Annotated in this window: 25 protein-coding genes; 24 read left to right on the forward strand and 1 reads right to left on the reverse strand. The window is 60.0% G+C overall.

Annotated elements, in window-relative coordinates; all coding sequences use genetic code 11:
- The first annotated feature begins 12 nt into the window (after positions 1-12).
- The 15 genes from KDB76_RS13075 (at position 13) to KDB76_RS13145 (ending at position 8,384) form a co-directional block, all read left to right on the forward strand.
- On the forward strand, positions 13-603 hold the full coding sequence (locus tag KDB76_RS13075) for a GIY-YIG nuclease family protein (protein WP_049870815.1): 591 nt from the start codon (positions 13-15) through the stop codon (positions 601-603).
- Positions 600-1,610, forward strand: a complete 1,011-nt coding sequence (locus KDB76_RS13080; protein ID WP_049870816.1) for a DnaT-like ssDNA-binding domain-containing protein — start codon at positions 600-602, stop codon at positions 1,608-1,610. Before KDB76_RS13075 ends, KDB76_RS13080 begins: the two co-directional genes overlap by 4 nt.
- Positions 1,603-2,979 carry a replicative DNA helicase gene (gene dnaB / locus KDB76_RS13085; RefSeq protein ID WP_038409501.1) on the forward strand — a complete coding sequence of 459 codons (1,377 nt, stop codon included), beginning with the start codon at positions 1,603-1,605 and terminating at the stop codon, positions 2,977-2,979. The genes KDB76_RS13080 and dnaB overlap by 8 nt, the downstream gene beginning before the upstream one ends.
- Before the next feature lie 55 nt (positions 2,980-3,034).
- Positions 3,035-3,385 carry a hypothetical protein gene (locus tag KDB76_RS13090; protein ID WP_049870817.1) on the forward strand — a complete coding sequence of 117 codons (351 nt, stop codon included), beginning with the start codon at positions 3,035-3,037 and terminating at the stop codon, positions 3,383-3,385.
- Positions 3,385-3,672, forward strand: a complete 288-nt coding sequence (locus tag KDB76_RS13095) for a hypothetical protein (RefSeq protein ID WP_038409503.1) — start codon at positions 3,385-3,387, stop codon at positions 3,670-3,672. The genes KDB76_RS13090 and KDB76_RS13095 overlap by 1 nt, the downstream gene beginning before the upstream one ends.
- Complete coding sequence (locus KDB76_RS13100) at positions 3,669-3,842, forward strand: hypothetical protein (RefSeq protein WP_158491228.1); 174 nt, start codon at positions 3,669-3,671, stop codon at positions 3,840-3,842. The genes KDB76_RS13095 and KDB76_RS13100 overlap by 4 nt, the downstream gene beginning before the upstream one ends.
- Positions 3,839-4,015 (forward strand): hypothetical protein, encoded by a 177-nt coding sequence (locus KDB76_RS13105; RefSeq protein WP_153811171.1) that lies wholly within the window; start codon positions 3,839-3,841, stop codon positions 4,013-4,015. The genes KDB76_RS13100 and KDB76_RS13105 overlap by 4 nt, the downstream gene beginning before the upstream one ends.
- On the forward strand, positions 4,008-4,478 hold the full coding sequence (locus KDB76_RS13110; protein ID WP_038409507.1) for a hypothetical protein: 471 nt from the start codon (positions 4,008-4,010) through the stop codon (positions 4,476-4,478). The genes KDB76_RS13105 and KDB76_RS13110 overlap by 8 nt, the downstream gene beginning before the upstream one ends.
- Positions 4,475-5,080 carry a recombination protein NinG gene (locus KDB76_RS13115; protein WP_038409508.1) on the forward strand — a complete coding sequence of 202 codons (606 nt, stop codon included), beginning with the start codon at positions 4,475-4,477 and terminating at the stop codon, positions 5,078-5,080. The genes KDB76_RS13110 and KDB76_RS13115 overlap by 4 nt, the downstream gene beginning before the upstream one ends.
- Positions 5,077-5,223: a hypothetical protein gene (locus tag KDB76_RS13120; RefSeq protein WP_200873968.1), complete on the forward strand. Its 147-nt coding sequence runs from the start codon at positions 5,077-5,079 to the stop codon at positions 5,221-5,223. Before KDB76_RS13115 ends, KDB76_RS13120 begins: the two co-directional genes overlap by 4 nt.
- Positions 5,220-5,765, forward strand: coding sequence for a hypothetical protein (locus KDB76_RS13125; RefSeq protein WP_038409510.1), 546 nt, complete (start codon positions 5,220-5,222; stop codon positions 5,763-5,765). The genes KDB76_RS13120 and KDB76_RS13125 overlap by 4 nt, the downstream gene beginning before the upstream one ends.
- Before the next feature lie 92 nt (positions 5,766-5,857).
- Positions 5,858-6,391, forward strand: coding sequence for a GIY-YIG nuclease family protein (locus KDB76_RS13130; RefSeq protein WP_038409511.1), 534 nt, complete (start codon positions 5,858-5,860; stop codon positions 6,389-6,391).
- A 164-nt stretch (positions 6,392-6,555) separates the two neighbouring features.
- Positions 6,556-7,065 carry an acyloxyacyl hydrolase gene (locus KDB76_RS13135; RefSeq protein WP_038409512.1) on the forward strand — a complete coding sequence of 170 codons (510 nt, stop codon included), beginning with the start codon at positions 6,556-6,558 and terminating at the stop codon, positions 7,063-7,065.
- Positions 7,066-7,308: 243 nt separating this feature from the next.
- Positions 7,309-7,962 (forward strand): hypothetical protein, encoded by a 654-nt coding sequence (locus KDB76_RS13140; protein ID WP_038409514.1) that lies wholly within the window; start codon positions 7,309-7,311, stop codon positions 7,960-7,962.
- Between the two features lie 41 nt (positions 7,963-8,003).
- Entirely contained in the window at positions 8,004-8,384 is a 381-nt protein-coding gene (locus tag KDB76_RS13145; RefSeq protein ID WP_038409515.1) for a hypothetical protein, read from the forward strand.
- A 1-nt stretch (position 8,385) separates the two neighbouring features.
- Here KDB76_RS13145 and KDB76_RS13150 read toward each other — a convergent pair whose 3' ends face one another.
- On the reverse strand, positions 8,386-8,604 hold the full coding sequence (locus tag KDB76_RS13150) for a hypothetical protein (protein WP_038409517.1): 219 nt from the start codon (positions 8,602-8,604) through the stop codon (positions 8,386-8,388).
- 188 nt (positions 8,605-8,792) lie between these two features.
- On the opposite strand from KDB76_RS13150, the gene KDB76_RS13155 reads away from it, so the two are divergent.
- The 9 genes from KDB76_RS13155 (at position 8,793) to KDB76_RS13195 (ending at position 16,288) form a co-directional block, all read left to right on the forward strand.
- Positions 8,793-9,167, forward strand: a complete 375-nt coding sequence (locus tag KDB76_RS13155; protein ID WP_038409518.1) for a putative holin — start codon at positions 8,793-8,795, stop codon at positions 9,165-9,167.
- The gene (locus KDB76_RS13160) at positions 9,168-9,449 is read left to right on the forward strand and encodes a phage holin family protein (RefSeq protein ID WP_029886756.1); all 282 of its coding nucleotides are present in this window, start codon (positions 9,168-9,170) and stop codon (positions 9,447-9,449) included. It abuts the gene before it with no gap.
- An 86-nt stretch (positions 9,450-9,535) separates the two neighbouring features.
- Positions 9,536-10,081 (forward strand): terminase small subunit, encoded by a 546-nt coding sequence (locus tag KDB76_RS13165; protein ID WP_038409520.1) that lies wholly within the window; start codon positions 9,536-9,538, stop codon positions 10,079-10,081.
- Positions 10,068-11,369, forward strand: coding sequence for a terminase family protein (locus KDB76_RS13170; RefSeq protein ID WP_038409522.1), 1,302 nt, complete (start codon positions 10,068-10,070; stop codon positions 11,367-11,369). The genes KDB76_RS13165 and KDB76_RS13170 overlap by 14 nt, the downstream gene beginning before the upstream one ends.
- Positions 11,370-11,377: 8 nt before the next feature.
- Positions 11,378-12,802, forward strand: a complete 1,425-nt coding sequence (locus KDB76_RS13175) for a DUF4055 domain-containing protein (protein ID WP_038409524.1) — start codon at positions 11,378-11,380, stop codon at positions 12,800-12,802.
- Entirely contained in the window at positions 12,792-13,838 is a 1,047-nt protein-coding gene (locus KDB76_RS13180) for a minor capsid protein (protein ID WP_038409525.1), read from the forward strand. Before KDB76_RS13175 ends, KDB76_RS13180 begins: the two co-directional genes overlap by 11 nt.
- A gap of 117 nt (positions 13,839-13,955) precedes the next feature.
- Positions 13,956-14,675: a hypothetical protein gene (locus KDB76_RS13185; RefSeq protein ID WP_038409527.1), complete on the forward strand. Its 720-nt coding sequence runs from the start codon at positions 13,956-13,958 to the stop codon at positions 14,673-14,675.
- A gap of 10 nt (positions 14,676-14,685) precedes the next feature.
- Complete coding sequence (locus KDB76_RS13190) at positions 14,686-15,633, forward strand: major capsid protein (protein ID WP_038409528.1); 948 nt, start codon at positions 14,686-14,688, stop codon at positions 15,631-15,633.
- Between the two features lie 49 nt (positions 15,634-15,682).
- The gene (locus KDB76_RS13195; RefSeq protein WP_038409530.1) at positions 15,683-16,288 is read left to right on the forward strand and encodes a hypothetical protein; all 606 of its coding nucleotides are present in this window, start codon (positions 15,683-15,685) and stop codon (positions 16,286-16,288) included.
- The last annotated feature ends 35 nt before the right edge of the window (positions 16,289-16,323 follow it).

Genomic DNA, 16,323 nt, shown 5'->3' on the forward strand with positions numbered 1-16,323 from the left:
AGGGGGTGAGGCATGAACTACGGATTTATCTATTGCTTGGGCAATCAGGCAATGCCTGGAATCTACAAGATCGGCATGACGGAGCGCGCCCCAAGTCAGCGCTGCCTTGAGCTTTCGAACTCGACTAGCGCCCCACTTCCTTTTGATCTCCTTTTCTACGGGGAGGTTGCGAACCCGCAGGCCGTTGAGCGCGAAATCCACGACTACTTCTCGCTTCAGCGAGTAAACGACTCTCGGGAGTTCTTCAGGGGGTATGCCCACGAGTTCCATGAAGCGCTGTCAGGCTGGTGCAACTCGGTCTGCACTACGTCGGACGGGGGCTATTACCTGTCAGTTGAAGATATCGTCGTAGGCATGACGCTTGCCGAGAGCGATGAGCGCCGCGTTGAGCTGTTTTGCCAGTTCGCTCGTCAGGAAGGCATTGTCATGTGGAATGACCAGGGCGTCGTTCGTTTCAACGTGCCTTCACTAGAGATGATCCCGCGCTGGATCGTAATGGTTGCTGCAACCTCGAAGAGCATTCTGCTCAAGCATCTACCAACTGAATTCATTGGCAGGCCGAAACTAGTGCTGGCCGCTTCCAATCCGGAGGTGGTGGCATGAGCAAGGTTGCCGTTCTCAGAGGCCAGAACACTATGCCGCTTCAAGCCATGCTTGATCGGCCGGTTGCCTATCACAGTGCTTTTGCAAAGCTCGGAGCCGGCGCTACGGGCGCCCTGATGCTTTCTCAGGCGGTTTACTGGTCGAGCCGTACCAATGACTCTGAAGGCTGGTTTTACAAGTCCCAGGTCGAGTGGGAGGCCGAGACAGGCCTTACCCGTTATGAGCAGGAGAGCGCACGCAAGAAGCTCGTGAAGCTTGGCTTCATGCAGGAGAAGAAGCAGGGCCTGCCATGCAAGCTTTACTACCGTGTCGACCTCGAAAAGGTTCAATCATCCTTGGATGCGGAAAACCAGCAAACTAGTTTGGGGAAAACCAGCAAACTAGCCTGTGGAGAACCACCGAACCAGTCAGGGGAAAACCAACACGCTATTACAGAGAATACAACAGAGACTACTTCAGACTCTGCTCAGGCGGGCGTGGCCGACATTTTCGAAGGCTCCAGCTACCGCCCGATGACCCTTGGCTGGAAACCGGACCAGAAGGCCCTGAAGTCCTATGCCTTTGCTCAAGGCGTAAGCGTATCCCTGTTCACACCTGAACTGATCGCCGCTTTCACTTGCCACCATTCGGCTCATCCAGAAACCCACGATACCGCTGCGGGCTGGACCAATAAGCTGGTCGGCTGGGCAAGGCGCGAGCGTGTGCGCACCGAGGCCAAGCCGGCGCCAATCGCAGCTCCGTACCAGCAGATTGTCGACCTGTATCACGAGCGCTGCCCTCGTTTTTCTGTCGTGACGGTGCTCGACGCGAAGATCCAGGGCCTAATCGCTGAACGCTGGGTCGAGCATCCCGTGCACCAGGACCTGTCTTTCTGGGCTGATTACTTCGAAGAGGCCGCCAAGCTGTGCGAGGTTTTCTACCGCGGCATGAAGCGCTTGCCGTTTCTTGAGGCCTTGGTGAGCCGTGACGTGTTCCGGGATGTGATGGAGGGCCGCGCAAATGCGTGATCCATACAGCCTTGAGGCAGAGCACGGCCTGCTCGGGGCAATGCTCCAGCGACCGGAACTGATTGAAACGCTGTCTGACGACATCACCCCAGAGTCGTTCTACTTCCCGGAAAACGCTGCGGTGTATCGCGGGATCATGGCAGTCCGCGCTGACGGCGGTTCGGTTGATTTCTTGACGGTTGCTGATCGCATCGGGCATTTGCCGACTGGCGACAAGGCGCTTTCCTATTGCGCCGAGATCGTAAAGAACACGCCAAGCGTTGCCAGCGCCGGCACATACGCAGGGATTGTTCGTGATCGAGCCATTGAGCGCGAATTGTACGACTTGAGCGCAAAGACGCTCGATATCGTCCAAGGTGAAGGCGACATTCAATCGAAGATCGTGGCCGTACAGGCTGCCGCTATGGCAATCGATGCTGGCGTTGATGGCGACGACGTGGTTATGGCGAGCGATATCCTCGATGAGCAGCTTGAGGTATGGCAGGCGCGTCATGACCGGCACTGCCGGGGCGAGGCGCTTATCGGCTTGTCCACCGGATTGAATGACCTGGACGAGAAGATCGGCGGCCTTCAGCCGGAGCAACTGATCATTGTTGCTGGCCGTCCAGCCATGGGCAAAACCACTCTGGCGATGGGCTTCGTGATCGACGCTGCTATCCGCCAGGCGAAATCTGCGCTGGTGGTAAGTCTTGAGATGAGCAAAGGCCAACTGATTGATCGCGCCATGGCGTCAGAGGGCCGCATCCCGCTCAGCCTGATCAAGAACGGCACTGCCTGCCAATCGCACGGAACTGAAATGGGCGTTGCTGCCAGGAAAATCAAACAGTCTGGGCTGTGCATTGCTGACCGGGCCGGGGCGACTGTTGGTCGCATCAGATCCCTGGCTCGTCGGCACAAGATGCGATACGGCCTGGACCTTCTGATGGTCGATTACCTACAGCTGATGGAGGGAGAGGGCGGCAACCGCACCGAGGAAGTCAGCAGCATCAGCCGTGGTTGCAAGCTTCTGGCTCGTGAGCTTGGCATCCCAGTCGTGCTGCTCAGTCAGCTATCCCGCAAGTGTGAAGAGCGCCCGAACAAGCGCCCTGTGCCTTCCGACCTTCGCGAGTCAGGTGCCATTGAGCAGGATGCCGACGTGATTCTCTTTGTGTACCGGGACGAGGTTTACAACGAGAACACCGAACACAAAGGCGTGGCTGAGATCATCGTCGGCAAAGGCCGTGATGTGGAAACCGGCACTGTCCGTGCCGCTTTCCTTGGCCAATACAACCGATTCGAAAACCTCGCCGCAGGCTGGAAGCCAGAACCGTCCGACCAGACGAGCAAAGTCACAAGCCTGGCGTCGCGCTACGGGAAGGAGAAGTTTTGATGGCCAAGTTGAACATCAAGCGCGCCGGGCAGCCGGCCGGGGAGGGGGTGTGAGCATGTCCGATCAACAACTGCTGGATCTGGCGGCAAAGGCTGCTATGCGCGCCGGACTCAAGCTGGAATGTCCAGATGAACTTGATGGGGTGTACGTATCTCGCTGCTCTGGCCGCAATGGATACACATGGAACCCGCTGGAAGATGACGGCGATGCGCTGCGCCTGGCCATGAAGCTTGGCATCTGCATCCAGTTCATCCCTGAGTGCGACACAGCATGCGCCTACCAAGAGCGCTCAACCACTGGCGAACCGTTCAACGTGCATGTAGCCGGCCTGGGCGACATCGAGACGCGTCGAGTAATCGCGCAAGCCGCCGCCGAGATCGGCAAAGCCATGCAGGAGAAGCACTGATGGACACCAACAAGATGCGCGAAATGCGTGAAGCCTTCGAGCGCACCAACTCCCGCGATCACCGCCGCCTGCCTCCGAAGGGCAACAACTACATCGATCCTATGGCCCAGGCTGACTGGGAGTCGTTCCAGCAGGGCTGGCAGGCCTCCCGCGAGGCCGTGGTGGTGGAGCTGCCGCGCGAGCCTTATCAATCACAAGGGCTGTACCAGCCTACCTACGAGGCAGCGCTGAAGGACTGCCGGGACGCTATCGAGGCCCAGGGCCTGAAGGTCGAGGTGAAGCCATGATCGCTGCCTACTTCCTGATCGTTCTGTTCACCGCCGGCAAGGATTCGGCGATGACCTCCGTGCCGATGGAGTCTGCCGAGGCTTGTCAGCAGGCGGCTGTGCAGGCCAAGGCCGACCTTGAGGGCACTTTCAGCATCGTGCGCACCAGCTGCGTAAGGGGTAAGCCATGACCATGAATAATTTCGCTCAACTCGTTGGCTACGCGGTCATGGGCGCTGGTGGTGCGATGTTGGCCATGTACGCGCTGTACCTGGCCTGGGCGATGTTTTGCGGAACTGCCAGCGGCTTCGTCAGGGCGGCCAGGGTTATCAGGGCGGCATGCAAGGGGGTGAAGCGTGGCTGAGAAAATCTCCGTCAACTCCCAGGCCAAGCTGTCCGAGGCCGTCACCATGCTCACCCGCCTGTTCCGCGACAAGAAGTTCGTCGTGGTCACCATGCGCCCCGGCAAGGACCGCACCCTGGACCAGAACGCTCTGTGGTTCGCCATGTACGACCGCATCGCCAAGAGCACCGAGATGGGCGACATCGAGGATGTGCGCCGGTACTGCAAGCTGCACTTCGGCGTGCCGATCATGCGTGCCGGCTGTGCCGAGTTCCGCACCGGCTGGGCCGAGTCGTTCATCCACCTGCCGTATGAGGTGAAGCTGCGCCTGATGGGGCCGTGCGCGATGTTCGGGCCGGATGGATTCCCCGTGACCAGGCTGTTCGACCGGGCCCAGGGCTGCCAATACACGGACCGCATCGTGGCCGAGTTCGCGCCGCAGGGTGTGGTGTTCAGCGATCTGCTGAGCGAGGAGGCGGCATGAGCCTGACCAAGGAGATCAAGCCGAAGAAGTGCAAGGCACCAGGTTGCGGCCAGCGCTTCAAGCCGACTATGACCACGCAGAAGATATGCAGCATCGCCTGTGCGCTGGCCATGTCGAAGGATTCGAAGGTGCAGAAGGTTGCGGCCAAGGCCATCACCAAGCAGGCCCGGGAAGACCTCAAGGAGCGTCGGGAGAAGCTGAAGACCCGTCGCGAGCACATAGCCGAGGCCCAGACCGCGTTCAACGCCTACATCCGCGAACGCGACGCCGGCCTGCCGTGCATCAGCTGCGACTCGCTGCCGAGCGACCACGACCTCATCACCGGCAGCCGCTGGGACGCCGGCCATTACCGATCGGTGGGTGCTTGCCCGGAACTGCGGTTCGAGCCGCTGAACGTCCACCGCCAGTGCGTTAAGTGCAACCGGAACCTGTCGGGGAACGCGGTCGAGTACCGCATCCGGTTAGTGAAACGCATCGGTGCCGACCAGGTTGATTGGCTCGAAGGGCCTCATAAGCCCCAGCGCCTGACCATCGAAGACCTGCAGGCCATTAAGGCCCTGTACAGGCAAAAACTCAAAGACCTACGGAGGGTCGCAGCATGACACCAGCATGGGGATTCCTGATTTTGGCCGCCCTCATGGTGGTGGGTGGTTTATCGCTGTCATGGGCCGGCGCAGTGCGCCGCAAGCGCAGCTACGAAGAATTCATTTTGAGAAAGGCCAAGCGGGCAGGGGGTGGACAGTGAACTATCAGAACGTGGTATCGGCAGTGGTCCGCGCCCTGGCGGCCGAGACGATCAACAGCGCGGGCGGTTGCGACTTCGAGCCGAAGGTCCAAGCGGCGAAGCAGAAGGGCGCCATCGTGGGCAAGGAGGCTGCCTTCCTCTTCGACTGCATGGTGTTCAGCCGGCTGCACAAAAACCTCACCTCGGAGCACTGGCGGCACTTGGTGGCGAAGTATTCGACGCACGTCGACCGCAAGCACGCCGCGATCGAGGAAATCACCCGCTCTCATCGCTCGCCGGCACCGGAGCGTTTCCGCCACTGCGCGATCCTGACCTGGGCCATGCCCAAGCTGCCAGGTGTGGACGGTAAGCGCAGTACCAGCGTCCTGCCAGCCGCCTGGTACGAGATGGACAACTGGAGCAACGAGCCACACCCAATCAAGACCCAAGAGCGCTGGAGGCGGGATATCCGCAAGGCTCTGGAGCGCGAGGTAGACGCCGCCCTGGTCGAGGCCCAGCACATTCTCGAACATGAAGGCCTTTTGGTGGCAGATGTCGCTTGACGCCGATTGAGCCAATGAGCCAATATACGTCCATCCTGTGATTCCTGCGCCTGATGATGGCGACGCCGAACGCAGGATGGTCTGGAGATTTCATGACCCAGATCCATCGCTTCCCCTTCATTGAGACGTCCAGTCTCCCCAGCTACAACATTTGCCAACGAGCACGCTGCCTCCGAGACGCCTTGGAAGGCACGCATTACTGCGCAGCACATCAGCCAAAGCCGAAAGCTCCTGATGCCGCATGGGCTGGCAAGAAGGTCGTCTACATCATCGGCGCTGCTGGTGATGAATTCGTTAAGATTGGCTACGCCACAGACCTGAGCGCCCGCCTGGTCAACATGCAGGTAGGATCAGCGCGAGAGCTGCTGGTGCACTGCGTGCTGGAGGGTGATATCAAGGTTGAATCAATTCTTCACCTGGAGATGCAGCAGCATCACGTGCGTGGAGAGTGGTTTAAGGCAGAGCCGGTAAAGGCGTTGTGCGAGAAGCTCCAGAAATGCCGATACACCAGGATGAGGCTCAAAGTAGAGTCGGTCATCAGCGAGTGGAACGAGTCTGGCCACCCTTGGGATGGCCGGGGAGTAGCGCAACGCCGTAAGCGACCAAGATTCACAATTAGCACCTAATCAAGGCCCGGCCCCAAAAGCCGGGTTTTATTGCCCAATGAGGCCCTCAAGAGGCCCGACGCCACCTCTGGCGAGGTCAGATTTTTTTTGTGTAGCACGGAACGTTTTGATGGCGCTATGATTCTGATAGGTTGCTAACTAAACAAACATGGAAGACCGTGATTATGAAAACCGTTCTAGCTGCTGCAGCACTGTCCCTTGTCGCTGCGTCTGCCGGAGCAGCTGAGCTTTCCGGGGCGCTGGGTGCGACAAGTCAAGGCGGCATTACGGCGCGTGCAGGCGTTGGCTTTAACTGGGACAAAAGCTGGTTTGAATCCAGTACTGGCCGTCTAACCGGTTACTGGGATGCTGGGTATACCTATTGGGAAGCAGGAGATGCTTCCGGTGGCGCTCACTCGCTGTCCTTTGCGCCAGTTTTCGTTTACGAGTTCGGCAGCGGTAACGTGAAGCCATTCGTTGAGGCTGGCATCGGCCTGGCGGTCTTCTCTGGTACGTCCGCAGGTGACCAGGACTTTGGTTCGGCCTTCAACTTCGAAGACCGCATCGGTGCGGGCTTGAAGATCGGCGAGACGCAGAAGGTTGGCATCCGAGCGATTCACTACTCCAACGCTGGCATTAAGCAGCCCAACGACGGTATCGAGTCGTACTCGCTGTTCTACAGCCACCAGATTTAAAAAAGCACGATCCCTCTTTGCCCGCCCTGTGCGGGCTTTTTTATGCGGATGACACGCTCAGGCAGCTGGGCTAAGTCGGTAGTGGCGTCGATCAAAGCCGTGCGCTCCCTGATCGACTACGCGATGAGAGTCTGGGGTACGTGACCCAGCGAGCCAGACCAGCAAGCCGGGTACGCACCGGCCCTCCGCACCCATTCTGAGCCTCGGTACATGCCGGGGCTTTTTCGTATCTGGAGCATGCAAATGTCCGAAACCAACGAAACCCTCGCGTCATTGCGCTCCAGCATCGAAGCGCTGCACAGCTTTAGCGTCACTCTGCAGATGATGCTCTCGAGCAAGGCAGAAGCCTCTTTCGTTTCAGAGCTTGCATCCCGCGTCACTGCCTGCGAGGGCCGGGTCGCCACCTGCGGAAGTCAGGTCGCAGCCCAGGGCGCGCTGATTGCTGCTCAGGGGCACGCTATTACCCCCCCTTGGCCGCGGATTACCAGCGAGGACAGCGCCAAGGTGAATGCAGACAACGCTCTGGCTACTCCTTTCGTTGTTGTCGATGGCCAGACATTCATCTGCCAGGCAGCTATCGACAGTCTTCTGTACGTCAAAGATCCTGACCGATTAAAGGTGAAGCTGAGCATTAACGAGCAAGGGCAGTACGTCGCTGCCGGCATCGGCATTGGCGTTCAAGACGCTGAGCAACCGAAGCAGCCCAGCGTTACCGACCTCTTGGATCAGATCAAGGCTCAGCTCAGCGAATCACAGCTGGCCACCGAGCTGGAAAGCAGGATCGCACTGATTGAGCAGAGCGATGCTGCTATCGCCGAGCGCCTAACTGAGCTTTCCGTTAAGGTTGATCTTGTTCTGAGGGGGATGGCAGGGAAAGGGGACGCAGCCAGCATTTAGCCATATACTGCCCACCATTTCAGCCTTGATGAGAATCTGGCATGGCAGAGTACGATAAACTAATTAGTGCGATGGCAGAGCGTATGAGCGCATTTGAAGAGCGGATAATTTCATTCGAGCAAAGGCTTGATCGAACTGAGTCTTCAATCGAAAAACTGACCTCGAAGGTCGACAATCTGATCATAGCGATTGGCGAGCAAGCGTCGGATGCACGTCATCTAAGAACAATTTTTGAAGGCTTCGAGAAGATATGTGAAGAGCGCTTCAGAAACTCCCCCAGTAAGCTAGATCTGCGGGAGGAGCTGGAGCGCTTTTCTGAGCGATCTCAAAAGAGGCGCGGGCAAAGCATCACTCTTTGGATCTCGCTTGCTTCTCTCCTGGCATCGATTTGCCTCGTGGCATTCACCGTCTACAAAGGCTAGATCAATCTTCCAGTCCCACGTCTTTCCGTACTTGCCCAATCAGCAGCGCTTTGATCTGGGCGATTGTCATGTCGTCAAGCCCCTCTGGTGCCGGGAAACTAGTAGTCAACGTGGTTCCGGACCCGGCTTTGACCGAGCCGAAGACCGTTGGCTTGAATGGCGGATTTGGGATTAGGTTCTGGAGATTGATCGAGTCAACCTCGAATGTACCTTTGGTCATATTTCACCTGGACTGGATTTTGAAAGTCGCCGGCGGCAATAAATCTTGCCTCCTCACCCGGCAACCCGGCTGAGGCTATGTGAACGGCTAGCCAAACGCCTCGAGCAAGCGATCTGCTCTCGAGCTTTGAGTAAATTAACGCATTCCCTCCCAACAAGTAAGCAATCTATTGATTTGGAGCCCTTTCAATGGCCGAACCGAGCACCGGCGCCCTTGCAGTGACCGGCTTACTTGCCAGCGTCGGCCTGGGCGCTTTCTTCCCTGAACTGGACCTGGCCACCCTGGTGGGCGCGTTTGGCGGGGCTTTCTTCTACGTCGTCTATGCCAAGGACATTGGCATGCTTCGCCGCATCGGCTACCTGCTGGCCGGCTGGATCGGTGGCTACCTTGGTGCCGCTGAGATGCTGGGCAGGGCCTGGACGCAAACCGCAGGCTTCAGCGCCTTCGTGTGCGGCGTGCTCTGCGTCGTCACGTTCTCTGGCTTGCTGGAGTGGATGCAGACCGGGCAGATGCCCCGGTGGCTGCAATGGGTCTTCCGCCTGCGAGCCAGGAAGGAGGGTTGAATGGTTGCCGTTATCCAGGCCGCACTGTGCGCCGTCATCTTCGTGATGATCGGCTTGCGCTACCGGCCATACCCCGATGCCCGCTACAAGCTGGGCGTATCCCTGATGGCCTGGGCTGCCTGCGCGGTGACCGGCATGCAGTGTGTCAGCCTCATCGGCCGCATGGTGCTCCATGACGAGTTCGCTGATGTGTCGTGGTTCAACACTGCGTTCTACCTTCTGGCCGCCATTCTGGTGTGTCGGGCCAAGGGGAACGTGGCCAAGATCGTGCGCGTTGACTGACCCGCGCCACAAATTCGAGATGCGCTGTTTTGTGGCGCGCAAATTCATGACCCTCATAGCGAGGCATCAAGTCTCAAGGATTCTCTATGGCGCTGACAGCAAAACAGCAGCGCTTCGTCGACGAATACCTGAAAGACCTGAATGCCACGCAGGCCGCTATCCGCGCCGGGTACAGCAAAAAGACAGCCGCTTCCATCGGGCAGGAGAACCTGAGAAAACCTGAGATTGAAAAGGCTCTCAGGTCGGCCACGCAGGAGCGCTCAAAACGAACGGCGATAACGCAGGATTATGTGCTGTCCGGGATCGTCGAGGTCGTTGAGCGTTGCCGCCAGGTCGCCCCGGTGCTCGACAGGTCAGGCGAACAGATCCTGGTGGAGACGCCCACTGGCGAACTTGCTCCGGCATTCGAGTTCGATGCCAAGAACGTGCTAAAGGGCCTTGAGTTGCTTGGCAAGCACCTGAACCTCTTCGCTGAGAAGGATGCGCTGGATATTGAGCTCAAGCGGCTTGAAGTCGAAAAGCGCAAGGCAGAGATCAAGCGCCTGCAGGATGGTGGCGGTGATGATGGCCTAACCCCGCAGCGGGTAGAGGTGATTGTCCGGGACGCGAGGAAGCCAGATGCCGACGCTTAACGTCCCGCAGTCCAAATTCATCAACATGCCGCATAAGTTCCGTGGCTTCGTGGCTGGCTTCGGCTCAGGAAAGACCTGGGTGGGCTGCGCAGGCATCTGCAAGCACGTATGGGAGTGGCCTCGGATCAACTCCGGCTACTTCGCCCCGACGTACCCGCAGATTCGCGACATCTTCTTCCCGACCATCGAGGAGGTCGCCTTCGACTGGGGCCTTAAGGTCAAGACGAAGGAGAGCGACAAGGAGGTCGAGTTCTACAGCGGCGGCCAATACCGCAGCACAACCATCTGCCGCTCGATGGAGAAGCCGCAGACCATCGTGGGCTTCAAGATCGGGCACGCCCTGGTCGACGAGCTCGATGTTCTGCCCGCGCTCAAGGCCGAGCACGCCTGGCGCAAGATCATTGCCCGGATGCGCTACAACGTGCCTGGGCTGAAGAACGGCGTGGATGTGACGACTACCCCCGAGGGGTTCAAGTTCGTCTATCAGCAGTTCGTGAAGCAGCTGCGCGAGAAACCGGCCCTGCAGGGCATGTACGGCCTGGTGCAGGCCAGCACGTTCGACAACGAGCTGAACCTGCCGCCCGACTACATCCCGTCGCTGATGGAGTCCTATCCGGCCCAGCTCATCCTAGCCTACCTCAACGGCCAGTTCGTCAACCTGAACTCCGGGTCGATCTACCACGCCTACGACCGGAAGCTGAATTCCTGCTTCGACACCGTAGAGCCTGGAGAACCCCTGTTCATCGGCATGGACTTCAACGTCGGCAAGATGGCGGCGATCGTCCATGTGAAACGGCCTGACGGAAAGCCAAGGGCCGTGGATGAGCTGATCGACGGCTTCGACACCCCGGACATGATCCGGCGCATCAAGGAGCGCTACTGGCGGCACAACGGCAGGGACTATGAGAAGACCTGCGAGATCAGGATCTATCCCGATGCCTCGGGAGGATCGCGCAAGTCGGTGAACGCCAGCGAGACGGACATCGCCATCCTGCGCCAGGCCGGGTTCAGCGTCATCGCGCCCGACGCCAACCCGCCAGTGAAAGACCGGATCAACGCCATGAACGCGATGTTCTGCAACGCGAATGGCGAGCGGCGTTACCTGATCAACCCGCTGCGCTGCCCGACCTACGCAGATGGCCTGGAGCAGCAAGTGTGGGCGGCCAACGGTGAGCCCGACAAGAAATCTGGCGTGGACCACGCGAACGACGCGGGTGGCTACTTCATCCACCACGACTACCCGATCAGCAGGCCGGTTACCCACGTACCAATCACGTTCACTTTCTGAGGCCACCCATGCCGAACTTCATTCCCCGGGCAGAGTACTCGGAGGCCTTGCCCGGCTGGCTGCTGGTCAAGCGCTGCGTGGCCGGCGCCCGTGAGGTGCGCAAGCACGACGAATACCTGCCGATGCCGGACCCGGAGAACAAGTCTCCCGAGAACCTGGCGCGGTACAAGCAGTACAAAAAGCGGGCGATGTTCCTGAACGTCACCGGGCGTACGCGTACCGGTCTGTTGGGCGCGGTGTTCCGCAAAACTGCTGAGCTGACCCTTCCGACCGGCGTGGAATACCTGAAAGAGAACGCCAGTGGCGATGGCACGAGCCTGGAGCAGCTTTCCAAGGATGCCGTTGGCGAATGCCTGGATGCCGGTCGGGGTGGGTTCCTCGTGGACTTCCCTGCGGTTGAGGGTGTGTCCTCGATGGCAGACATGCAGGGCCGCAGTGCGCTGATCCATCACTACGGCGCCGAGTCGATCATCGACTGGGACGAGCAGGTGGTCGATGGCGTGAAGCGCCTGGTCTACGTGTGCCTACTGGAGTGCGTGTCGGTGTTCAGCCCAGAAAGCCTGGAGCGAACCACGGACACCCAGTACCGGGTCCTGCTGCTGGTTGATGGCCGCTATGTCCAGCGCATCTACGGCAAGGACGGCATCAACTACACCGAATTCTCGCCGCTCGACAAGAACGGCCAGGCCTTCGATCACATCCTTTTCAGCTTCTACGGCGCGCAGAACAACGACGCCAGCGTCGACAAATCGCCTCTTGAAGACCTGGCCGACGTGAACATCCTCCACTATGGCAACAGCGCCACGGTGGAGGAGAGCGGGTTTATCAGTTCGCAGCCCACGCTGTTCATCACCACCGACATCAGTGCCGACGAGTTCGCCAAGGTGAACCCGAACGGCATGCACATCGGTTCGACCCGGGGCTACAACCTCGGAAAGGCCGGTACTGCAACCCTCGTCCAGGCAACCGAGAGCCAGCTGGCTCGAACGCTGCTGAAGGACAAGGAAGAGCAGATGCTGATGATCGGCGCCCGCATCGTCCAGAAGGCAGGAGGCGCCGAGACGGCTGAGGCCGTTCGCATCCGCTACAGCTCGGACAATAGCGTACTGGGCACCATCGCCGGCAACGTGTCTGAGGCCCTGAAACGAGCCATCCTCGACGCTGAGCGCTTCATGATGGGCGAGCCGGACGAGGACGGGACTGTCTTCTGGCTCAACCAGTCGTTCTTCGACGAGACCATGACCGCCCAGGACATCCTGGCCCAGATCCAGCTGTGGCAGCAGGGCTTCATCGCCAAGCGGGATGTTCGGGTCAATCTTCGTCAGGGTGGCGTGCTGGAGGCGGACCGCAGTGACGAGAAAATCGACGATGACCTTGCCCAGCAACCGCCGGTGACCGGCAACGACACCGGAGGCGGCGAGGATGAGCAGTGACGGCTACCTGTCCGACGCAGCGACTCGCCACCAGGTGCACGTGCAGCGCTACGCTGGGGGCAGCCTCAAGCGCCTGGCCAAGTTCATCACGAAGGCAATCAGCACCGCCAAATCGCGCGTATCAGGGGGATTGAGCCGCTACGGCACCCAACGGTACGAAAAGCAGATCCAAGAGCTGCAGGGCGAGCTGGCGGGCGTATACGGCGAGATGAAGCAGCAGGCCGTGCTCGACCTGACGGAATTCGCCGGGTATGAGGCCGAGTTCAACATGACCCTGCTGGGCAAGGTCGTGAAAACGGTGGTCCAGCTGAACAAGCCCAGCATCGAGCAGGTGGCCGCCGCAGCGCTGGCCGATCCGCTTGATCTGGAGGTCGGCAAGGGGCGACAGCGCATCAGCATCGCCGGCGCGCTCGACCAGTACGGCACCAAGAAAAGCGCCGAGATCATCAGCGAGATTCGCATGGGGTCGGCGCTGGGCGAAACGACTGGCCAGATTACCCGCCGGCTCACATCGCTCGGCGTGCAGCAGCGCGACCAGGCTGGCGCACTGGTGCGGACCATGACCAACCATATCGCCAGTTCGGCGAGGTCGCAGGTCATGGCCGACAACGACGACATCCTGAAGGGTAAGCGCCGGGTCGCCACGCTGGACGGCAGGACCACGCCGCTCTGCCGGGCTCTGGACGGCACGGTGGTGCCGATGTCCGCGCCGTCGCCGCCGTTCCACTGGAACTGCCGGACCACCGAGATCCCAGTCCTCAAGGATGAGTTTGCCCGAGATATCCCTGGCTCAACTCGCCCAGCGGTAGGCCCGGACGGTGCCGAGCAGGTCAGCAGCAAGACCACCTACGGCGAATGGCTTGCACGCCAGCCGGCAGCGTTCCAAGAGGATGTGCTCGGCCCGGCTCGCTACAAGCTGTTCAGCAAGGGCCAGCTCACCATCGACCGGTTTGTCGACGATGACGGCCGCACCCTGACCCTCAAGCAGCTGCGCGAGCGTGAGCCGATGGCATTCGAGCGGGCCGGCCTGAACTGATCCGCGCCACAAAACACGGCGCCTCTATTTCGTGGCGCGAAATTTCCAAGCCCTGGCTGAGCCGGGGCTTTTTTGTATCCGCAGGCAGGGCCTGCTCAACGTCTCTGGGAGACAGCAATGACCTTGAAATTCCAACTGGACAGCCTCGAAGGCGTCGAAGAATCGGTAGCAGCCCTGTACGTCGAGAAGGACGGCAAGTTTGTCCTGGGCATCGATGGCCTTCCGCAGCAGGAAGACGTCACCGGCCTGAAGGCCAAGGTGGAGGAGCTCCTGGGCGAGAAGAAGGCCGCCGAGAAAGCCCGCCGCGAGGCCGAAGAAAAGGCGCGCGCCGAGGCTGAGGAGGCCGCCCGCAAGTCTGGCAACGTCGAGGAGCTCGAAAAGTCCTGGTCCGAAAAGTACAACCGCCGCGAAGCTGAGCTGACCGGCACCCTCGAAAGCGAGCGCGCCACCCTGCAAGGCCAGATCCGGGATCTGACCGTGGGCCGCACCGCTACCGAGATCGCGACCGCCCTGGCCGTTCCTGGCAGCGCCAAGGCATTGCTTCCCCATATCGAACGCCGACTGAGCGTCGAGCAGCGCGACGGTAAACCCACCGTTGTCGTGCTGGACGCCGCCGGCAAGCTCTCGGCGGCAACGCTGGACGAGCTGAAAGCAGAATTCACCAACGATCCGGCCTTTGGCCCGCTGATCGCTGGCAGCAAGGCATCTGGCGGCGGGGCCGGCGGACACCAAAAAGGCGGCGGGGCCGGCCTGAAACGATCCGAAATGTCCCCCGTGGCCAAGCGCGAGTACATCCAGGCGCATGGGCAGGACGCTTTCCTCAAATTGCCAAAATAGGGAGTAGCCCATGGCGACCACCGTTAACTCGGACCTGATCATCTACAACGATCTGGCCCAAACCGCCTACCTGGAGCGTATCCAGGATGTCATCGACGTGTTCAACGCATCGTCGAATGGCGCCATCATCTTCGACAACGAACTGATCGAAGGCGACCTGCGTAAACGCTCGTTCTACAAGATCGGCGGCGCCATGGAACACCGTGATGTGAACTCCAGCTCGACAGTGACTGGCAAAAAGATCGGCGCTGCTGAGATGGTTGGCGTGAAAGTGCCGTTCAAGTACGGCCCGTACGAGACCACCGAGGAGGCGTTCAAGCGCCGTGCCCGCTCTCCGGAGGAGTTCTCCGAGCTGCTCGGCCAGGACTATGCCGACGCGGTGCTGGAAGGTTACGTGCAGTACGCCATGGCCGCCTTGATGGCGTCCATTGGCTCCAATGCCGACATGGTAGCTGCTGCCAGCTTCGCGACCGACGGCAAGAAGGCGCTCACCAAGGGCATGCGCAAGTTCGGCGACCGATTCGGCCGTATCGCCCTGTGGACCATGGACTCGGCCACCTACTTCGACATGGTCGATCAGGCGATCACCGAAAAGATCTACGAAGAAGCGGGGGTCGTCATCTACGGCGGCCAGCCGGGCACGATGGGTAAGCCAGTGCTGGTGGCCGACTCGATGCCAGCAGAAACCATCTTCGGCCTGCAGTCCGGTGCCGTGAAGGTCACCGAGTCCCAGGCACCGGGCTTCCGCTCGTACAACATCGACAACCAGGAGAACTTGGCGATCGGCTTCCGTGCTGAGGGCACTTTCAACCTGGACGTCATGGGTTACAGCTGGAAGGACTCGACTGGTGGGGTCAACCCGAACCTGGCCGCGGTTGGCGCTGCTGCCAACTGGAACAAGTACGCCACCAGCAACAAGGCTACCGCTGGCGTCCTGATCGACCTGTCCGCGCCGTAATCGGCTCACTGCAAAGGCGGGCCCTTAGGGCCTGCCCTGGAGGCATTCGATGGAACTGATTTATACAACCCAACGGAGCGGCTTCGACCCGGGCAAGCGCTACCGCAATCCGCTGCACTTCCAGCACGCCGAAGATGGCGTCGAGGAAGTTGTCGTGATTGGCGACTGGCCGAAGGTAGTGGAGGCCTATGAAGCGGTAGGTGTCGAGGTTACCGTGGTTGAGGCGCTGAAGCGTGCTGCTGTGGTTGTAGGCCCGGACTCTGCGGCTTTTGAGCGTCTGGTCGCCGAGCTGGCCATGGTAGGCGTGATCGTCGAGTCCTTCGCATCGCGGAGCCTGGAGCGTCCTGAGGGGGAACTTGGCGAGACCGCTGGCCGGCTCTTCCAGGTGCTGGATGCGGTCAATGCTGGCATCGTCAGCCTGCAGCGTGAGCGCGACGGCGAAGCTCAGAAGGTTTCCGGCCTGGAGCAGGAGAAGGCAGACCTGCTGAAGCAGAATGCCGAACTGCTCAAGCAAATCGAATCCCTCAAGCCAGCAAACGCTGACCCCGAGGTCGAGGCCCTGAAAGCCAAGCTCGACGCCGCGAACGTCTCCTACCGCTCCAATGCCTCGAAAGAAGCTCTGCAGAAGCAGGTCGCTGACCTCGACAAGCAGTAATCCCGGGGCTGAGGCCCCAATCATTCAAGCGGAGG

It is taken from the genome of Pseudomonas sp. JS425 (assembly GCF_018223845.1).
GTDB lineage: Bacteria > Pseudomonadota > Gammaproteobacteria > Pseudomonadales > Pseudomonadaceae > Aquipseudomonas > Aquipseudomonas asiatica.

Bases quoted from the DNA above. Each gene is read 5' to 3' on its own strand.
- KDB76_RS13075 (WP_049870815.1), top strand. From the start codon at position 13: ATGAACTACGGATTTATCTATTGCTTGGGCAATCAGGCAATGCCTGGA.
- KDB76_RS13080 (WP_049870816.1), top strand. From the start codon at position 600: ATGAGCAAGGTTGCCGTTCTCAGAGGCCAGAACACTATGCCGCTTCAA.
- dnaB (WP_038409501.1), top strand. From the start codon at position 1,603: ATGCGTGATCCATACAGCCTTGAGGCAGAGCACGGCCTGCTCGGGGCA.
- KDB76_RS13090 (WP_049870817.1), top strand. From the start codon at position 3,035: ATGTCCGATCAACAACTGCTGGATCTGGCGGCAAAGGCTGCTATGCGC.
- KDB76_RS13095 (WP_038409503.1), top strand. From the start codon at position 3,385: ATGGACACCAACAAGATGCGCGAAATGCGTGAAGCCTTCGAGCGCACC.
- KDB76_RS13100 (WP_158491228.1), top strand. From the start codon at position 3,669: ATGATCGCTGCCTACTTCCTGATCGTTCTGTTCACCGCCGGCAAGGAT.
- KDB76_RS13105 (WP_153811171.1), top strand. From the start codon at position 3,839: ATGACCATGAATAATTTCGCTCAACTCGTTGGCTACGCGGTCATGGGC.
- KDB76_RS13115 (WP_038409508.1), top strand. From the start codon at position 4,475: ATGAGCCTGACCAAGGAGATCAAGCCGAAGAAGTGCAAGGCACCAGGT.
- KDB76_RS13120 (WP_200873968.1), top strand. From the start codon at position 5,077: ATGACACCAGCATGGGGATTCCTGATTTTGGCCGCCCTCATGGTGGTG.
- KDB76_RS13130 (WP_038409511.1), top strand. From the start codon at position 5,858: ATGACCCAGATCCATCGCTTCCCCTTCATTGAGACGTCCAGTCTCCCC.
- KDB76_RS13135 (WP_038409512.1), top strand. From the start codon at position 6,556: ATGAAAACCGTTCTAGCTGCTGCAGCACTGTCCCTTGTCGCTGCGTCT.
- KDB76_RS13140 (WP_038409514.1), top strand. From the start codon at position 7,309: ATGTCCGAAACCAACGAAACCCTCGCGTCATTGCGCTCCAGCATCGAA.
- KDB76_RS13145 (WP_038409515.1), top strand. From the start codon at position 8,004: ATGGCAGAGTACGATAAACTAATTAGTGCGATGGCAGAGCGTATGAGC.
- KDB76_RS13150 (WP_038409517.1), bottom strand. From the start codon at position 8,604: ATGACCAAAGGTACATTCGAGGTTGACTCGATCAATCTCCAGAACCTA.
- KDB76_RS13155 (WP_038409518.1), top strand. From the start codon at position 8,793: ATGGCCGAACCGAGCACCGGCGCCCTTGCAGTGACCGGCTTACTTGCC.
- KDB76_RS13160 (WP_029886756.1), top strand. From the start codon at position 9,168: ATGGTTGCCGTTATCCAGGCCGCACTGTGCGCCGTCATCTTCGTGATG.
- KDB76_RS13165 (WP_038409520.1), top strand. From the start codon at position 9,536: ATGGCGCTGACAGCAAAACAGCAGCGCTTCGTCGACGAATACCTGAAA.
- KDB76_RS13170 (WP_038409522.1), top strand. From the start codon at position 10,068: ATGCCGACGCTTAACGTCCCGCAGTCCAAATTCATCAACATGCCGCAT.
- KDB76_RS13175 (WP_038409524.1), top strand. From the start codon at position 11,378: ATGCCGAACTTCATTCCCCGGGCAGAGTACTCGGAGGCCTTGCCCGGC.
- KDB76_RS13180 (WP_038409525.1), top strand. From the start codon at position 12,792: ATGAGCAGTGACGGCTACCTGTCCGACGCAGCGACTCGCCACCAGGTG.
- KDB76_RS13185 (WP_038409527.1), top strand. From the start codon at position 13,956: ATGACCTTGAAATTCCAACTGGACAGCCTCGAAGGCGTCGAAGAATCG.
- KDB76_RS13190 (WP_038409528.1), top strand. From the start codon at position 14,686: ATGGCGACCACCGTTAACTCGGACCTGATCATCTACAACGATCTGGCC.
- KDB76_RS13195 (WP_038409530.1), top strand. From the start codon at position 15,683: ATGGAACTGATTTATACAACCCAACGGAGCGGCTTCGACCCGGGCAAG.